General features: G+C 70.1%; 3 protein-coding genes. All 3 read right to left on the bottom strand.

Annotated features, from left to right (window positions below; translation table 11 throughout):
* Window positions 1–10 precede the first annotated feature (10 nt).
* From A176_RS11450 to A176_RS11440, 3 genes are read right to left on the bottom strand one after another with little or no spacing between them, the layout of a single operon-like run.
* Window positions 11–5,584, bottom strand: coding sequence for a type I polyketide synthase (locus tag A176_RS11450; RefSeq protein ID WP_021780891.1), 5,574 nt, complete (start codon window positions 5,582–5,584; stop codon window positions 11–13).
* Window positions 5,585–5,598: 14 nt separating this feature from the next.
* Window positions 5,599–11,190 carry a type I polyketide synthase gene (locus A176_RS11445; protein ID WP_044889055.1) on the bottom strand — a complete coding sequence of 1,864 codons (5,592 nt, stop codon included), beginning with the start codon at window positions 11,188–11,190 and terminating at the stop codon, window positions 5,599–5,601.
* On the bottom strand, window positions 11,187–18,185 hold the full coding sequence (locus tag A176_RS11440; protein ID WP_082282916.1) for a type I polyketide synthase: 6,999 nt from the start codon (window positions 18,183–18,185) through the stop codon (window positions 11,187–11,189). The genes A176_RS11445 and A176_RS11440 overlap by 4 nt, the downstream gene beginning before the upstream one ends.
* Window positions 18,186–18,417: the final 232 nt, after the last annotated feature.

Genomic DNA, 18,417 nt, shown 5'->3' with positions numbered 1-18,417 from the left:
GGGACTTTCTTCAATCCGCGAGCGCGGCGAGCTTCTCCGCGAGGAGCGCCTCGGCTTCGTTGTCCGAGAGCAGCTTGACGTTGTTGACGATGGCGGCTTCGAGCGCCTCGGCTTCATCCCTCGGCGCTTCGACCGGGGCTGTCAGAGGCAGGTGCAGAAGCTCCGCCAGATGCGCGACCAGCGCCGCCACCGTCGGGTGACGCCACACCAGCGTCGCGGGCAGCCGCAGCCCCAGGCTGGCCTCGAGCCGGTTGCGAATCTCCAAACCCATCAGCGAATCCAGCCCCATGCTGCCCAGCGGCTGCTGCGGGTCGATTCGCGTCGGCGCCAGACGGAGCACGTGCCCCGCCTGCTCACACAGGTGTGTTTCCAGCAGTTGGGCTCGCTTGAGCATCTCCGTGGCCCGAAGCGTCTCCACGAAGGCCCCCCTCACCGCCTGGGCCGCGCCACCACCGGCCTGTTCCCGCGCCAGCCGGGACAGGAACGGTGAACGCGCCGCCGTGAGGTAGAACTCGCTCCACTGCCGCAGGTCGAAGCGCATCACCACCACGCGTGGCAACGCGCTGTCCAGGATGCGGCCCAGGGCCTCCAGGGCCTGCGCGGGCGGCATGCTGTCCACGCCGCGTTGGGTGATGCGCTCTCCGCGCGCCTCCGCCGCTGCCGCCAGTCCCACGGCCGCCCAGGCCCCCCAGTCCACGCTCAACGCGGGCATGCCGAGCCCCCGCCGATAAGCCGCCAACGCGTCGAGGAAGGCATTGGCCGCCGCGTAGTTGCCCTGGCCCGGTGAGCCCAGCAGTGAGCCCGCCGCGGCGAAGAGCACGAAGTGTTCGAGCGGAGCCCCCGCCGTCAGCGCATGCAGGTTCCAGGCGCCCTGGACCTTGGGCTCCATCACCTTGCGCAACCGCTCCGCGTTGAGGTTCACCAGGACGCCGTCGTCGAGCACGGCCGAGGCGTGGAAGACGCCTCGGAGCGGAGGCATGTCCGCCGCGACCTCCCCCAACACACGCTCGAGGTCCGGACGCGCGGCGACATCGGCCTTGAAGACGCGAACCTCGGCCCCCATCGCGCGAAGGGCGTCCAGCGCCCCGTGCGCCTCCGAGGAAGCGCCCTTCCGTCCCAGCAACGCGAGGTGCCGCGCGCCACGCTCGACCAGCCACTTCGCGAGCTCCAGGCCCAAGCCTCCCAGACCTCCCGTTATCAGGTAGGTGCCATCCGCGCGGAACTCCACCGGCGCGGATGGACTCCGCGCCATCCGAGTCAGCCGCGCCACGAACCGCGCCGTCCCCCGGAGCGCGACCTGATCTTCCAGGCTCGACGCGAGCAGCTCGCCCACCAGCGCATGCGCCTGGGCGTCGTCGCGGGCGCCCAGGTCCACGTTGCAGCTCCGCAGCTCCGGGTGCTCCAGCGACAGCACCCGCCCCAGTCCCCAGAGCGAGGACTGCGCGACGTGCTCGACATGCGCGCCCACCGTGACGGCCTGGGCGCCTTCCGTCACCAACCACATCCGGGGCATGTCCCGGAATCCCGCGCCGACCCACGCCTGCGCGAGGTGCAGGGCGCTCTCCACGCTCAACGCCCGTGCCTTCGTCAGCGCATCCACGCCCACGTCCGGCTTCGGCACGTCCAGACTGAAGAGGTGCACGACGCCTCGGCACGCGGGCCGCCCCGCGCCGAACTCCGCCGCCAGGATTCGCTCGAAGCCCTCCGGCCGTGACGGGTCGACCACGTGGTGACCGGGTTCGAGCTGACGCGACTCCGGCCCGTGCGATACGAGGACGCAGCGTTCACCGCGCTCGTTCAGCGCGGCCTTCAGCTTCCGCCCGAACCCCTGGCGGTCCGCGAGCACCAGCCATGCTCCGGCTGGCGCCTCCGCGGGTGAGGGGGACTCCTCGCGCGGAGCCTCGTGCCACTCGACCTGATACATCCACCCGTCGATTTCGTCCGCGGAGCGCCGGCGCACCGAGTCCAGACGACGCGCCATCAGACCCCTCGCCTCCATCAGGACCTGGCCGTCCGCGCTCAGCAGCGTCACGTCCGCTTCAATCGCCCCCGGGCCGCTCGCGGTGCCTGGACGAACACGGGCGTGCCCCCAGAGCTCTCGGCCAGGGCGCCCGTGGACGCGAAGCGTGTCCACGGCCACCGGGACGAACGTCTCGCCCCGACGGTCCCCCAGACCCGCACCGTTGATGGCTTGCAAGCAGGCATCCAGCAGCGCGGGATGGAGCTGGTGCGCTGACATCTCCGCCGCCACGGACGGCGACAGCTCCAAGCGGGCCACCGCCTCGCCTTCGCCCTTCCACAGCTCCTTCACCAGACGAAAGCTCGGCCCGAACGCCACGCCGCGCTCCAGCATGAGCTGGTAGTGCGTCTCCCCTTCCAGGTGTACGGAGCAGCGCGCCCTCGCCTCATCGAGCGAGAACGCCTCGGCCGAATCCCTCTCGCGCAGCCGCCCTTCGGCGTGCAGCGTCCAGGTGCCCTGAGCGTCCGCCGGTCTGCTGAAAATCTGGAAGCGCTTCGCGCCATCCTCCTCGGGGCTGAGGCGCATCTGAACCGAGCGCGCCTCGTCCCGGGGCAGCACCATCATCTCCTGGAAGATGACGTCCTCGAGCGCATGGCTCGCCTGTCCCCAAACCTCGGCGGCCCCCGCGAGCGCCATCTCCAGATAACCAGTGCCTGGCAGCACGACCTCCCCGTGGACGACGTGGTCCGCCAGGTACGCCGGGGCGTCAGCGAACAGCTCGGTCTGCCAGAGATGCGCACCGTCCTGTCCGGCCAGCGGCACATGCCGACCCAGCAGCGGATGGAGCCCCAGCTCACCGCCCCGCCGGGACCTTGGCGAAGACTCCATCCAGAAGCGCTCGTGCTGCCAAGGATAGGTGGGCAGCGCCGCGAGCCGGCCTCGCACCGGGTGCTGGCGCGCGAGGTCGACCTCGTACCCGTCGACGTACAGAGCGCCCAGTGAGGTCAGCATCGAACCGCGCTCGTCCTCGTCCCGCCGGAGCGACGGCAGCACCGTCCCTTCGCGTCCGAGGTGCCGCAGGTGCTGCTCCACCGCGGGCAGGAGGATGGGATGCGGACTCAGCTCGATGAAGAGGTCATGGCCATCCACTGCGAGCTTCTCGATGGCCTTCGAGAACAACACCGGCTCACGGAGATTGTCGGCCCAGTAGTCCGCGCCGAACTCCGCACCATCCGTCACCCTCCCTGAGACTGTCGAACAGATGGGGACCTGTGATGCGCGCGGCTGGATTCCCTCCAAGGCGGCGAGCAACTCCGGCCGCAGCGGGTCCATCTGCGGGCTGTGCGACGCCACATCCACTTTCACGAAGCGGCAGAAGACGTCGCGCTGCTTGAGCTGACCCGCGATGGCTTCGATGGCGCCCGGTGCGCCGGAGAACACGGTGGAGCGCACGCTGTTGCTCACCGCGACGGAGACCTGCGCCTCGAAGCCGCGCAGGGCCTCCTTCGCCTCCTCCAACGTCAGGTCCACCAGGAGCATGGCGCCCTGGCCACTCACGCCCCGCAGCAAGCGACTGCGTCGGCAGATGATTCTCGCGGCGTCCTCCAGACTCAGCGTCCCCGCGACATGCGCGGCGGCGACCTCCCCCATGCTGTGCCCCACCACCGCGTGCGGCTGGATGCCCCACGCGCGCCACAGCTCCGCCAGCGCGACCTCCATCGCGAAGAGCACGGGCTGGATGACGTCAATCTCCTGGAGACGGCTACGGCCCTCCTCCGCCGCGAGCTCTTCCAGGATGCTGAAGCCCGACCACTTCTGAATGACCGCGTCGCAGTGCTCCAATGCCTCGCGGAACGCCGGTTCCTCCGCCAGCAACCTCCGGCCCATCCCCAGCCACTGGGAGCCCTGTCCCGGAAACACGAACACCACGCGGTGTCGGGCCGTCCCCGTCACACGACCAGTCGCCGCCCCCGGCACGGACTCACCGCGAGAGAAAGCCTCAAGCTGCTCCGCGAGCGCCTCATGGGTCCGGCCCGCGAGCGCCAGTCGATGCTCGTGGTGGGCGCGAGACACGGCCGCCGTGGCGCAGACCTCCCGAAGTGGCACCTCACCGTGCGAGGAGAGCCATTGCGCGTGTGCGCCCGCCATGGCCCGGAGCGCCTCCGGACCGCGCGCCGACAGCACGAGCAGCTCCGAATCCCGAACAGGCACCGCCGGCGGAGTCATAGGCGCGGGCGGCTCCTGGAGGATGACGTGCGCATTGGTTCCGCTGATGCCAAAGGCACTCACGCCTGCCAAACGCGGCTGCCCGGTCCGAGGCCACGGCTGCGGCTCGGTGGGAACAACCACCGGCACCCCCTCCAGGACGATGTCCGGGTTCAGGCGACGGAAGTGCAGGTTCGGCGGAATCACCTCGTGACGAAGCGCGAGCGCCGTCTTCAGCACGCCCGTGAGGCCCGCGCTCGCCTCCAGGTGTCCGACGTTCGTCTTCACCGAGCCGACGAAGAGCGGTGCATCTGGACCGCGTCCTACTCCCAGCGCACGCGCCAGCGCTTGAAGCTCGATGGGGTCGCCCAACGAGGTCCCCGTCCCGTGGGCCTCGACATAGGAAATCCGTTCAGGCCCGAGCCCAGCGCTCGCCAGCGCCTGTTCGATGACGCGTTCCTGCGCCGGACCGTTGGGCACCATGAGTCCACTGCTGGCGCCGTCCTGGTTCACCGCCGAGCCCACGATGAGCGAGAGAATCTCATCGCCTCGCGCCAGTGCGTCCGAGAGGCGCCTGAGCACCAGGACCACGCAGCCCTCCGCGCGCACGAAGCCATTGGCAGACGCGTCGAAGGTCTTGCACCGCCCATCCGGTGCGAGCCCGCGGCTGCTGGAGAGGGCAATCGTCGGGTCCGGCAGCAGCATGAGGTTGGTGCCAGCCGCGAGCGCCAGGTCGCACTCGCGGTTGCGCAGGCTCTGACTGGCCAGGTGCAGGCCCACGAGCGATGACGAGCACGCGGTGTCGATGGCCATGCACGGGCCCTGAAGCCCCAACGTGTACGCCAGACGGCCGGCCGCGGCGTTCAGCGACGTGCCCGTCAGGTGGTAGATGTCCGGGGCATCCCCGAGCTGGCGGGCCTGAAGCTGCGCGTAGTCACTGCCGATGATGCCCAGGAAGACACCGGATCGGCTTCCGGCGAGCTGGTCCGGAGGCTGCCCCGCGCGTTCGAGTGCCTCCCACGCGACCTCCAGCAACATCCGCTGCTGAGGGTCCATGCGCGACGCCTCCCGAGGGGAGACACCGAAGAAGGCGGCGTCGAATTGATCCACGCCTTCGATGAACCCACCCCAGCGCGCATAGGTCCGGCCCCGCCGGGTGGGGTCCGGGTCGAACAGCGCATCCACGTCCCAGCGCTCGCGCGGCACTTCGGTGATGGCGTCCACGCCGTCGTGGAGCAATCGCCAGAAGGCCTCCGGTGTCCGCGCTCCGCCGGGAATCCGGCAGGACACGCCCACGATGGCGATGGGCTCCGAACGCGCACGCTGGAGTGCCTCGCGCTCCGCGTGCAGGTCGAGCGCCAGCAACGCGAGCCTCTTGGGCGAGAGGCCCGAAATCTTCTCGTAGAATTCCTTGCTCATCGCGGCCGTCCGATTCAGCGCAGCTTCTGGGCAATCAACCGTTCGACTTCGTCGTCTGACAGCTCGGTGACCTGAGACAGGCGCGCCGAGAGGTCATCGATGTCCACGGACATCGCCGAGGACTTCGGTGCTGGGGCGGTTGGCACGGGCAACGGGACCTCGACCGAGGTGACTGTCGCGGCCAGCCGCTTCGCCAACGCGAGCACCGTTGGGTGGTCGAACGCGAGGCTCGCGGGCAACTCCTTCTCGAGCCCGCGCTGCAACACATTGCGCAGCTCCACGGACATCTGGGACGTCATGCCCATCTGGAAGAAGCCACGGTCCGCGGGCGGAAGCTCCATGGGCGCGAATCCGAGGATGCGCCCCACCTCACCCTGGATGCGTTGAACCAACGTGTCGAAGCGACGGTCCGCCGGGAGCGATTGGAGCTCCAGGAGCAGCCGCGCCCGCGACGTGGCGCCGCGGGCCACGCCAGGTGAGGACTCGCCCATGTGGTGAAGGAAAGGCCTGCGACGCCGGGCCTCCCAGATGGGCTTCAGCACGGACCAATCGACCGAGGCGACCGTCTTGTGGCTCGCCCCCGAGCGAAGCACCTGTCCCATCGCGTCGAGCGCCCGCTCGGAGTCCATGGGGTTGAGCCCGAACCGCGTGTAGCTGCGAGCGGAGCCGCCACGCTCGCCGCCAATCTCGTCCCACGTTCCCCAGTGGAGGGTGGTCGCGGGCAGTCCGCCCATTCGCCGGTGGTGCGCGAGCGCCTCGAGGAACTGGTTCCCCGCCGCGTAGTGCGCAAGCCCGGAGGCGCCCCACAGCGTCGACGTGGAGGAGAACAGCACGAAGAAGTCGAGTTCGATTCCGCGCGTCAGCTCATGCAGCACCCAGCTCCCGAGCACCTTGGGCCGCAACATCGCCGTCATCGCAGCGGCGTCCAGGTCCTCCAGCGGGCATTCGGTGATGAGCGCGGCGGCGTGAATCACCCCGCGCAACGGCGGGAGCGTCGCGGCCAGATAGACGAGATGCGCCGCCATGCGCTCACGGTCCGCCACGTCCACCGACACCGGGGTGACGGTCGCCCCCTGGGCTCGGAGCGACGCGAGCGCCTCACGCCGCCGCGCTGAAACGGCATCCCCGGCGTCCGCCACACCGCTCCGGCCCAGCAACACCAGGTGCCGAGCCCCCCGCTCCACCAACCACCGTGCGACCTTCAGCCCCAGCCCGCCCAGCCCTCCCGTCACCAGGTACGTCGCATCCGAGCGCAACCGCGGGGACTCGCCTCCCGCCTCCACCCGCCCTCGCGAGAGCCGGGGCACCAGCACCCGGCCCTCACGGAGGACGAGCTGGTCCTCGCCGTCGTGGCCCGACGCGGCGATCTCCCGAAGGACCGCGGAGGTCTCATCGGCCGAGGCCAGCGGCGGCAGGTCGATGAGGCCACCCCACACCCCGGGCTGTTCCAGGGACAGGCTCCGGCCCATGCCCCACAGCGGCGACTGTGCCAGCGACACCGGCTCCGTGCCGGTCCCCGTGACTTGAGCCCCCCGAGTCACCACCCAGAGCTTCGCGCGCCCGGGCACGGCGATGAGCGCCTTCATGAGGTGCAACGCGGCGACCGTGGACTCAGGGGCCCCCGTCTCCGACATGGCGCCAAGCCCCTCGTCGAGCCCCCAGAGAAAGAGCGCTCGCCCCTCGTGTTCCGGGGTCGGGGTGGGCGCCTCTCGCAGCACGCGCGCCAGGTCCTCGGGGCGCTTCGGGTCCACCACGAAGCGGTGTGCATTCAGACGCTGATAGGACTCCCCCGCCGTCACGATGACGCTGGGCACCCCCTCACGCCGCAACGCCTCCGCGAACGTCGAACCCCAACCACCCCGGTCAGCGAAGATGAGCCACTCCGCCGACACGGCCCGCGTCGAAACCACCGGACGTTCTTCCCACGTCACGTCGTGGAACCAGTCCTGCGCCCGGGCTTCCCCCAGCACTTCGAGGAGCCGCTCCGCCGCCACACGCCGCAGCCGCACACCACGGGCCACCGCCACCACCCGGCCGTCCCCATCCAACAAGGTCAGGGCCGCCCTGCGTTCATCCGGTTGAGACGCGTGTGAGACAGCGACGTGGGCCCACTGGACGTCCGCCCGGCCTGGGACGCATTCGAACGACTCGATGCCCACCGGCATGAAGAGCGCGGCCTCATCCGGCTCGGCGGCCATCGCGACCGCCAGCGTCTGCAACCCCGCGTCCAGCAGCGCGGGATGGAGCTGATAACGAGCCGCCTCCTGAAGCCGCTCCGAGGCAGGCACCACGCGCCCGAGCGCCTCGCCCGGCCATCGCCACGCCTCGCCCAACGTCCGCAGCGCATCGTCGTACTGGACGTTGCATCGCTCCAGCTCAGCGTAGACCGCCGTGCCCGGCACATGCTGCGCACACCGAGCGCGAACCCCGTCGAGGGACTCATGCGTTGGCAACGCCGAGCCCAGCGGCTGGAGCTGCCCCTGGCAGTGCCGGACCCAGCTCGAATCCGAAGACGCACCGCCCTCACCCCGGCTGTGAATCTGGAACGCGTGCGTGCCTCCCGAGGCGGAAGACAGGTGGACCTGAACGACTCGCCGGGCGTCCCCCTTCAACACCAGGGCTCTCTCGAACGCCACGTTCGACAGCGCCCGGCCTCCCACACCCAACGTCTCCGCGGCGCCGCTCAGGACCAGCTCGATGAGCGCTGACGCGGGAACGACGGCGACGCCGCCCAACCGATGCGCGCCGAGCCACGGCAACGCGGTGCTGCTCAGCTCCAATTCGAAGACGTGGCCGTCGACCCCGTGCGCGACTCGCACGGGCCTTCCCTTGAGGGACGTCACCGCCTCGACGACCGAAGGCGCCGCCGAGGCCGCCGCGTCGAGCCAATACCCTCGGTGCTGCCACGGATAGGCGGGCAGCGTCGTCAGCCTGCCTCCCGCAGGGAAGAGCCGCCGCCATTGCACGGGGTTTCCCGCGCGGTACAGCGCACCCATGGACTCCAGGAGGACGGTCCGCTCTCGCTCGTCTCGGCGCAAGGACGCGAGCGTCAGCCCCTCCCTGCCCGCATGTTGCAGGCAGCGCTCGACCGCCGGCAGGAGGATGGGATGCGGGCTCATCTCCATGAAGACCGTGTGCCCTTCCTCCGCGAGCTTCCCGATGGCCGTCGAGAACAGCACCGGCTCACGGAGGTTGCGCACCCAGTACGCGGCGTCGAAGCCCGAGCCGTCGCAAGGCGTCCCGCTCACCGTGGAGATGATGGGGACCGATGAAGCCCTGGGATGCACGTGAGCGAGGACCGACAGGAGCTCGTCACGCAGCGGGTCCACCTGCGGGCTGTGTGAGGCCACGTCGACCTTCACCCAGCGGCAGAACACGTTGCGCGCCTCGAGTTCCCCGCGAATCGCTTCGAGCGCGCGGGTCTCTCCGGAGAGCACCGTCGACGTGGGGCTGTTGCTCACCGCGATGGCCACCTGCGCTTCGCGGCCCCCCAGCGCCTTGCGTGCGTCCTCCAGCGGCAGCTCGGTCGCCAGCATCGCGCCCTGACCGCTGATGCGCCGAAGCAGCCGGCTGCGCAGGCAGATGATGGCCGCCGCGTCTTCCAGGGACAGCGCGCCCGCCACATGCGCCGCGGCCACCTCGCCCATGCTGTGCCCCACCACCGCGTCGGGCTCGACGCCCCACGACCGCCAGAGGGCCGACAACCCCACCGCCATCGCGAACAGCACCGGCTGGACGACGTCGATTTCATGGAGCCGGGACGCCTCGGGCGGCGCGCGCAGCACCTCGACCAGGCGCCAGGACACGTGGGGCCGCATGGCCTCGTCGATGCGCTCCACGGCCTCCCGGAAGACAAGCTCCTGGTCGAAGAGCTGCCGCCCCATGCCGAGCCACTGCGAGCCCTGCCCCGGGAACACGAAGGCCACCTTGCGCCGCGTGTCCGTCTTCGCCGCGACGGGCGCGGGGCGGGCCTCGGCGAACTCGCGAAGCTGTGCCGCCAGCGAGGCGGGAGACTCCCCCGCGAAAGCCACGCGGTATTCGTGATGCGTCCGCCGCAGCGCGGACGTGAAGCAGACATCCCGGAGCGACACCTCCGGCGCCGACGCGAGTAGGTCCGCGTACCGACGCGCCAACGTCTGGAGCGCCGAGGCCGAACGGGCCGACAGCGGCAGCAGGTACGCGCCCTTCTCCCGCGCGGCGGAGGCCACGGGCGCTTCGGGAGGCTCTTCCAGAATCACGTGCGCGTTCGTTCCGCTGATGCCGAAGGAGCTCACCGCGCCCCGGCGCTTCCGGGCATCACGTACGGGCCACGGGCGCAGCGTCGTCGGCAGGGTGATGGACTCCCCCCCGAAGTCGATGCGCGGATTCAGACGCTGGAAGTGCGCGAGCGGCGGGACGGCCTCTTGTTGCAGCGAGAGGACCATCTTGATGACACCCGCGATGCCCGCGGCCGACTCCAGATGACCGATGTTCGTCTTCGCCGCGCCAATGACGAGCGCTTGCTCCGCGGTGCGCCCCTGGGCGTAGACCTCATGGAGCGCCTCCATTTCGATGGGGTCGCCCAGCGAGGTGCCCGTGCCATGGGCCTCGATGCAGTCGATGTCCGCGGGCTCCAGGCTCGCGTTCTGGAGCGCCTGACGGATGAGCGCCTTCTGCGCGAGCACGTTCGGCGCCGTCAGGCCCGCGGACTTGCCGTCTTGGTTGACGGCCGAGCCTCGGACGAGCGCGAGGATGTGGTCACCGGCCGCAATCGCATCCGACAAGCGCTTGAGGACCACCACGCCGCAGCCCTCGCCACGCACGAAGCCATTGGCGCGCGCATCGAACGTCTTGCAGCGCCCGTCCGGCGCGAGCGCCTGTGCCCGGGACACCCTGCTGGAGGAGAGCGGCGACAGGATGAGGTTGACGCCGCAGGCCAGCGCCATCGAGCACTCCTGCTGACGCAGGCTCTGGACCGCCAGGTGCAACGCCACCAGGGACGACGAACACGCGGTGTCCACCGACAGGCTCGGCCCTTGGAAGTCCAGGAGGTACGACAGGCGCCCCGGCACCACGCAGTTGATGGCCCCCGTCACGCTGCTGGAGTCACGCGCGGACGGATTGCCCATCTGGAGCAGCGCGTAGTCGTCGCTGTACACGCCGACAAACACGCCCGTGCGACTGCCGGCAAGGCCCGCCACGTCCAATCCGGCGTGCTCCAGTGCCTCCCACGCCACCTCCAGCAGGATGCGCTGCTGCGGATCCATCCGGTGCGCCTCGTGCGGCGAGATGCCGAAGAAGTCCGCGTCGAACTGGTCCACCTTGTCGATGAACGCACCCCACTTCGCGCCCAGCTTCTCCAAGGCCTCGGGGTCCATGCGAGCCATGGCCTCACGGGTCCACCGAGATGACGGCACCTCGGTGACGGCGTCCACGCCGTTGCACAGGAGGTCCCAGTACGACGCCGGGCTGTTCCCGCCCCCCGGGAACCGGCACCCCATGCCAATGATGGCCACCGGCTCGGATTGAATGGCTTCCACCGCATCGAGCCGCGACTTGAGTTCCATCGCCAGCAGCGCGAGCCGCTTGGGGGAGTACAGCGCAACCTTTTCCGCGAAAGTCGTCATGAGCCCCGCGCCATCCTCTGAGCGAACAGCCGCTCGACTTCGTCTTCCGACAGGTCGTCAATCGCACTGGCCGTCGCGCCCGCCCGTGGCGCGGGTGGCGGTGCCGCTTCGGGCGGCGTGTCTTCCAGGGAGAGGCCCAGCTTCTCCGCCAGGAACGGCGCCAGCGCGGCCACCGTCGGGTATGTCCACACCACCGTCGCGCTCAGCTTCAGCCCGAGCGCCGCTTCCAGGCGGTTGCGAATCTCCATGCTCATCAGTGAGTCGAGCCCGAACGTCACCAACGGCGTTCTCGAGTCGATGCGCGCTGGCGGCATGCGCAGCACCGCGCCAATCAACTCACGCAGGTGCGCATCCAGCAGGCCCCGCCGCTCGGAGCCTCGCGCGGTGTCGAGCTGCTCGCGAAGCTTGCCGCGCCCCGAAATCGCCGGTGCCCGAGTCGCCGCTTCCTGGGCCAGCCGGGTGAAGTACGGCGACTGCGCGGCGGACAGGTAGAAACCCAGCCATTGTCTCGGCTCGAAGGCCATCACACTGAGGTGGGGACGCTCCTGGCCCATCAACATGCCGAGCACCGTCAGCGCCTTGTCCGGAGGCATGCCCCCCAGTCCGCGCGCCTCCAGACGTTCCCCGCGATTGGCCTGCGCGGCCGCCAGTCCCACGCGTGTCCAGGTGCCCCAGTTGATGCTCAGCGCGGGCAGGCCCTCCGCCGTGCGCGCCTGGGCCAGCGCATCCATGAAGGCATTCGCCGACGCGTAGTTCGCCTGCCCCGGCGTGCCCAGGGACGCCGCCACGCTGGAGAAGAGGACGAAGTGCTCCAATGGCAGATGGCGCGTCTGCGAATGCAGGTTCCAGCTCCCCTCGACCTTGGGGGCCGACACCGAGGCGAAGCGCGCGTCCGTGAGGTTCAGCAGCAACCCGTCATCGAGCAGGCCCGCCGCGTGGAACACCCCCTTCAACGGCCGCATCCCCGTCGCCACGTGCGCCAGGGCCCGTGCCACGTCCTCCGGGCGCGAGACATCCGCCTGGAAGCACTCCACCCGCGCCCCCGCCTCGCGCAGCGCCGTGAGCGCCTGCTCCGCCTCGACGCCCGGCGCACGGCGCCCCATCAATAGGAGATGTCTGGCACCGTGAGCGACGAGCCAGCGCGCGAGCTCGAGCCCCAGCCCGCCCAGGCCGCCCGTGATGAGGTAGGTGCCATCCGGCCGAAACAGGGTCGACGGCTCACGGAGGGACAAGCACTCCGGCGCCCGAGAGAGCCTCGCCACCCGCCGGGCGCCACCGCGCCAGGCGGTCTGGTCCTCGAAGGTGGTGGAGGACACCTCTCGCAAGAGCGCGTCGGCGGCGACGTCCACGCCGCCTTCCAGGTCCACCCGCGTGCAGCGCAGCTCCGGGTGCTCCACCGCGAGCACCTGTCCCAGCCCCAGGAGCGGAGCTTGTGCCACCGCGACGTGCTCCGCCGGAACTCCAACGGACCGCGCACCTCGCGTGGCCAGCCAGAGCCGGGGCGCATCTCTCCACCCAGCCCCCGTCAGCGCCTGGACCAGGTGCAGCACGCTCGTGGTGCCAAGCCGCCGCGCGGCGCCCAACGCCTCCCCCGTGAGCGTGTCGTTCGACGCGATGTCGAGACTCCAGAGATGCACCACGCCGCGGCACGGCGGAACACCGACCCCCACCCCATCCCCGAGCAGCCGGCGCCAATGCTCCGCGTTGTTGGGGTCGACCTCCGCCCCACCCGCGCCCAGGAACCGATACGCCTCCCCGGGCGTGACGAGCACACACGTCTCACCTCGCGCCCGCAGCTCGGTGGAAAGCCGCTGCCCCACGCCCCCCCGGTCGCCCAGAATCAGCCAGCTTCCCGGCGTACGCTCCGGCCACGTCAGGACCGCGGGAAGCGAGCGCTCCTCCCAGTCCACCTGATAGAGCCATTCACCGAGTTCCTTGCGCGCCGACGCCCCCGCATCGAGCCGGTAGAGGCGCAGCCCTTCGAGCGACATCAGGACGCGGCCCTCCTCATCCAGGAGCCAGCAGTCGAAGCTCCGCTCTCGTGCCCCAGCCTCCCCCTCCCCCCGGGCCTTCACGCGCGCCCACGCCGACCGCCCAGGCCGATGGAAGTACCGGACGCGGCCCAAGCCCACCGGAACGTACGTGGAGGAAACGGCCCCACCCGCCAGCGGGTTCAGCAGCTCCAACGCGACTTGCAGCCCCGCATCCAGGAGCGCGGGATGGAGCCGATACGCCTCACTTTCGGCGGCAATCGCGTCGGAGACCTCCAGGCGCCCCAAGGCCTCGTCCTCGGTTCGCCAGATGCCGCGCAGTCCCTGGAACGTGGGGCCGTACTGGAGCCCCTGCTCCCGACGGCGGTGGTAGTGCGTCTCAGCGGAGAGCGGCACCGTGAGGCGGGTCCAGAGGGTGTCTGGCGTCTCGACGGAGTGCGTCTCGTCCGCGCGCGCCTCGCGGCGCAGGGAGCCCGCCGCGTGCTTGCGCCAGACCTTCTCCCCCTCCAGTCGGCTGGAAATCTGGAAGGTGGCGTGGCCGGGTGACTCCTCCTTCAGCACGACCTGCACACGCCTCGCTTCTCCGGAGGCGAACGCGAGCATCTCGCTGAGCGACACGTCCTCCAGCACCAGGCCCGCCTCACCCAACACCTCCGCCCCCGCGCCCAACGCCATCTCCACGTATCCAGCACCTGGAAAGACGACGTCGCCCCCGACAACGTGGTCGGTGAGGTATGGGAAGGCCGCCACGCTGACGGTCTGCTCCCAGAACCAGGTGCCCGGCTGCACGGAGGAGTCGAGCGAACGTCCGATGAGCGGATGCCCCTGCCGATCCGCGAGGGGCACCGCATCCCGCTCGGCCTCGTCCGGCAACCAGAAGCGCTCCCGCTGCCACGGATACCGGGGCAACGCGACGACGTTTCCCCCCGCCGGATGCAGCGCGGTCCAGTCCACGGAGCAGCCCCAGGCGTAAAGCGCCCCCAGGGACTCCAGGAGGCTGCGCCGCTCGTCCGACTGCCGCCGCAATGACGCGACGACGAGGGCGTCCCTCCGTGACGCGCGGAGCGTCTCATCGATGGGCGCGAGCAACACCGGGTGCGGGCTCATCTCGACGAACACACTGAAGCCGTCCGCCAACAACTGCTCGACGGCCCCGTGGAACAGCACGGGCTCGCGCAGGTTGCTGACCCAATACACCGCATGGAAGCCGGCGCCATCGCTCACCTGCCCCGTCACCGTCGAGCAGATGGGCACCGGCGCGGCGACCGGCGCGACGCCATCGAGGACGCGCAGCAAGTCCTCCTTCAGCCCATCCATCTGCGGGCTGTGCGAAGCGACGTTCACCTTCACCCTGCGGCAAAAGACGCCCTCCGCCTCGAGCCGTGGCAGCAGCACATCCAGGGCCTCGGTGTCACCGGAGAGCACCGTCGAGCGCGCGCTGTTGCTGACCGCGACCGACAGCCGCGATTCGAATCCCTCCAGCGCCGCGCGGGCCTGCTCCAGCCCCAGCTCCACCACGGCCATGGCCCCCTGACCGCTCTTGCACCGCAGCAGTTGGCTGCGCAGGCAGATGATGCGGGCCGCATCGCTGAGACTCAGCGCGCCCGCGACATGCGCCGCGGCCACTTCGCCCATGCTGTGCCCCACCACCGCGTCGGGCGCGATGCCCCACGAGCGCCACAGCGCGGCCAACGCCACCTGCACCGCGAAGAGCACCGGCTGCACCACGTCGATGTCCTGAAGACGCGACCGGGATTCCTCCGCGAGCAGCTCCTCGGCCAGCGACCAGGCGACATGCGGCCGCATCGCGCGCTCACAGGCCTCGATGGCGGACCGGAACACAGGCTCGTCACGAAGGAGCTGACGCCCCATGCCCAGCCATTGCGAGCCCTGCCCTGGAAAGACGAACGCCACCTTGGCCCGCCCCTCGGGGCTCACCTGTCCCTGGCGCACGCACGAGTGGGGCTCCCCCCGCGTGAACGCCTCCAGCGCCTCCGCGAACTCCTGCCGCGAGCTGCCCACCACCGAGAGCCGATGGGAGAGATGACCGCGCCGTACTCCCGCCGTGTACGTGAGGTCCTCCAGCGCGGGCCCCCCTTGCCCCGACGCCTCCAGGACGCCCCACCAATCCGCCGCCAGTGCCTCCAGCGCCTCCGGGCTTCGCGCCGACAGCGGCAACACCCGCACCGGCCCGGGCACCGTGTCACGCGGCCGTCTTCCAGTCCCCAGCGCGTCCCAAGGGACAGGAGCGCCCCGCGTGTAGAGCACGCCCAGCGTGTCCAGCAGCGTGCCCCGCTCGTCCTCTTGCCGCCGCATGGACGCAACCACTCGGCCCTGGCACCCCAGGTGGCGCAGCGTCACCTCGATGGGGTGCCGCAGAATCGCGTGCGGGCTGATCTCCAGGAAGGTGTCGTGCCCCTGTTGGATGGCGTGTGACAGCGCGCCGGTGAAGAGCGTGGGCCACGCGATGTTCTTCACCCAGTGCGCGGCATCCGCGCTCATGCCGTCGAGCGGCGCCCCGGTGATGGACGAAATCAAGGGCACCCGCGCCGGGCGTGGGCGGAGGTCTCGAAGGGCTTCGCGAAGCTCCGGCGCCAGCACGTCCATGCGCGGGCAGTGCACAGGAACATCGATCTCCACCTGACGGCAGAAGACGCCACGCGCCTGCAACGTCGCGAGCACGGCGTTCAGCGCATCCACGTCGCCCGACAACACCGTGGCGTCGGCGCCGGAGTCGATGGCCCGGAACAGCCGTCCCTCGTAACCGACGAGCAGTTCAGCGGCCTCCGCCCAGGGAACCCCCACGACCACCAGACCGCCCTGCCCCCGAAGCTGGCCCATCACACGGGCCTCCGCGCACACGACCCGGATGGCGTCCTCGAGGTCCAGGACACCCGCCGCGTAGGCGGCCGAGACCTCGCCAATGCTGTGCCCCACCACCGCCGCGGGCTCGATGCCCCAGGAGCGCCACAGCTCCGTCAGGGCCATCTCGACGGACACAATGGCGGGGAGCGCGATGTCGATGTGATTCAGCCGCTGGGAGGCATCCTCGGCGCGCAGCACCTCCAGCAGCGACCACCCCTCCGACTGCTGGATGAGGCGGTCACACCGCAGCAGCGTCGCGCGGAACGCGGGCTCCACCGGCAGGAGCGCCAACCCCATGCGCGGCCACTGGCAACCATGCCCCGAGAACACGAACACCGGCTTCCGAGATGACGCCGGCTCCACCACGCCCGTCGCGACACCGGGCCGCAGCGCCCCCGCCAGGAAGGCCTCGAGCCCCGCCCGCAGGTCCTTCCGCGTCCGGACCGTCAATGCCAGACGATGGGGATGCTCGCGGCCATCCGCCTCGGCGGCCCGCAGCAAATCCGCCAGGGACAGGTGCTCCGGGGCCAACGTGCGTTCGAGCAGCCGCAGGGCCGCGGCGCGGAGGTCTTCGGCTGTTTCGCCGGACAGGTGGACGGGCTCCGCCCTCGGCACGTCCGCCTCCTCCAGCACCATGTGGCAGTTCGCGCCACCGAAGCCGAACGAGCTGACGCCCGCGAGGAGCTTCCGGTCCGGCTCCGGCCACTCGCCCACCGCCCGCTGAACCGTCAGGCCCAAGGACTCGAAGGTGATGAGCGGATTGGGCGTCTCGAAGTGGAGGCTGGCGGGAAGCGCCCGGTGCTTGATGCAGAGCGCGGTCTTGATGAGGCCCGTGATGCCCGCGGCGGCTTCCAGGTGACCGATGTTCGTCTTGCACGAGCCGATGCGCAGCGGCTTGCCCGAGGGGCGTCCCGCGCCGAGCACTTCGCCCAGGGCCTGGGCCTCCAGGGGGTCCCCGAGCTGCGTCCCTGTGCCATGGGCCTCGACGTACTGAACCTCCGCCGGGTCGACGCCGGCGCGCTCACAGGCCCGACGGATGACTTCCGCCTGCGCCTTGGGATTGGGCGCCGTGAGGCCATTGCTGCCACCGTTGTTGTTGATGGCACCGCCACGAATGACGCAATAGAGGGCGTCACCGTCCGCGAGCGCGAGGGACAGTGGCTTGAGCACCGCCACCCCCGCTCCTTCGCCCCGGACGAAGCCATTGGCGCGCGCATCGAAGGTGTAGCAGTGCCCATCGGGCGAGAGCGCGCCCAGCTTGGACAGGGCCACCGTGCTCTCGGGGGCGAGGGTCAGGTTCACGCCCCCCACCAGGGCCAGCGTCGACTCGCCCCGGCGCAGGCTCTCACATGCCAGGTGAACGGCCGTGAGCGAGGAGGAGCACGCGGAGTCGATGGAGAAGCTGGGTCCGCGCAGCCCGAGGACGTAGGAGACACGGTTGGACAGGACGCTGTGGTGGTAGCCCGTCGACGTGTACGAGGAGATGCGCCGCAAGCCCAAGCGCTGCAGCATCATCTCGTAGTCCATCCACGCCGCGCCGAAGCAGACAGCCGTGGCTGAGCCTTGCAGCCGGTCCGCGGGAATCCCGGCGTCCTCCAGCGCCTCCCAGGTCAGCTCCAACATGAGCCGCTGCTGCGGATCCATGTGGAGCGCCTCCTTGGGGGAGATGCCAAAGAAGAGCGGGTCAAAGCCATCCACCGACTCCAGGTAGCCGCCCCAGCGGGAAATCACCTTGCCCGGTGTGGACGGGTCCGCGTCGTAGAGCCGGTTGACGTCCCAGCGGTCCGGCGGCACCTCGGTAATCGCGTGCGTCCCATTCACCAGCAGACGCCAGAACGCCTCGGGATTCGGCGCCTGGGGAAGACGGCACGCCAGTCCGACGATGGCGATGGGCTCTTGCTCCCGTGCGACATGCGGGCGTGATGAAGCCACCCCCGCGTCACGTGCGCCCACGAGGTGGCGGGCCAGGGCATCGAGCGTGGGATACTCCCAGGCAAGCGTGGGCGACAACGTACGTCCGAGCACGGCGCCGACATCCGCGATGAAGCCGGTGGCCTTGAGCGAATCAAGGCCATACACACTGAAGCGCTCACGCACATCCAGTTGATGTGTCTCAATTCCCAATCGCTGAGCAAGCACCGAGGCAAGACGTGCCCGCACCTCGGCCAACCCAGCTCCCTGCGACCTATCCTGTAATGACACTCGGACCTCGAACGGAGTCTGTTCGTCATGGAGCCGTGCCGCTCCATGAGAATCATCTGCTCAGACACTGGTTCTCTCTGCGCAACGCCAAAAGACATTCCAGCCAAGCAAGGCCTGGGACACGTCTTCAAACCCAATCAAGCAAGAAAGACCCTGCTGCCGTGACACC

Origin of the sequence: Myxococcus hansupus (genome assembly GCF_000280925.3) — a bacterium.
GTDB lineage: Bacteria > Myxococcota > Myxococcia > Myxococcales > Myxococcaceae > Myxococcus > Myxococcus hansupus.
The sequence above is the reverse complement of the archived record's forward strand: the minus strand, read 5'-3'. Positions and strand labels throughout refer to the sequence as shown.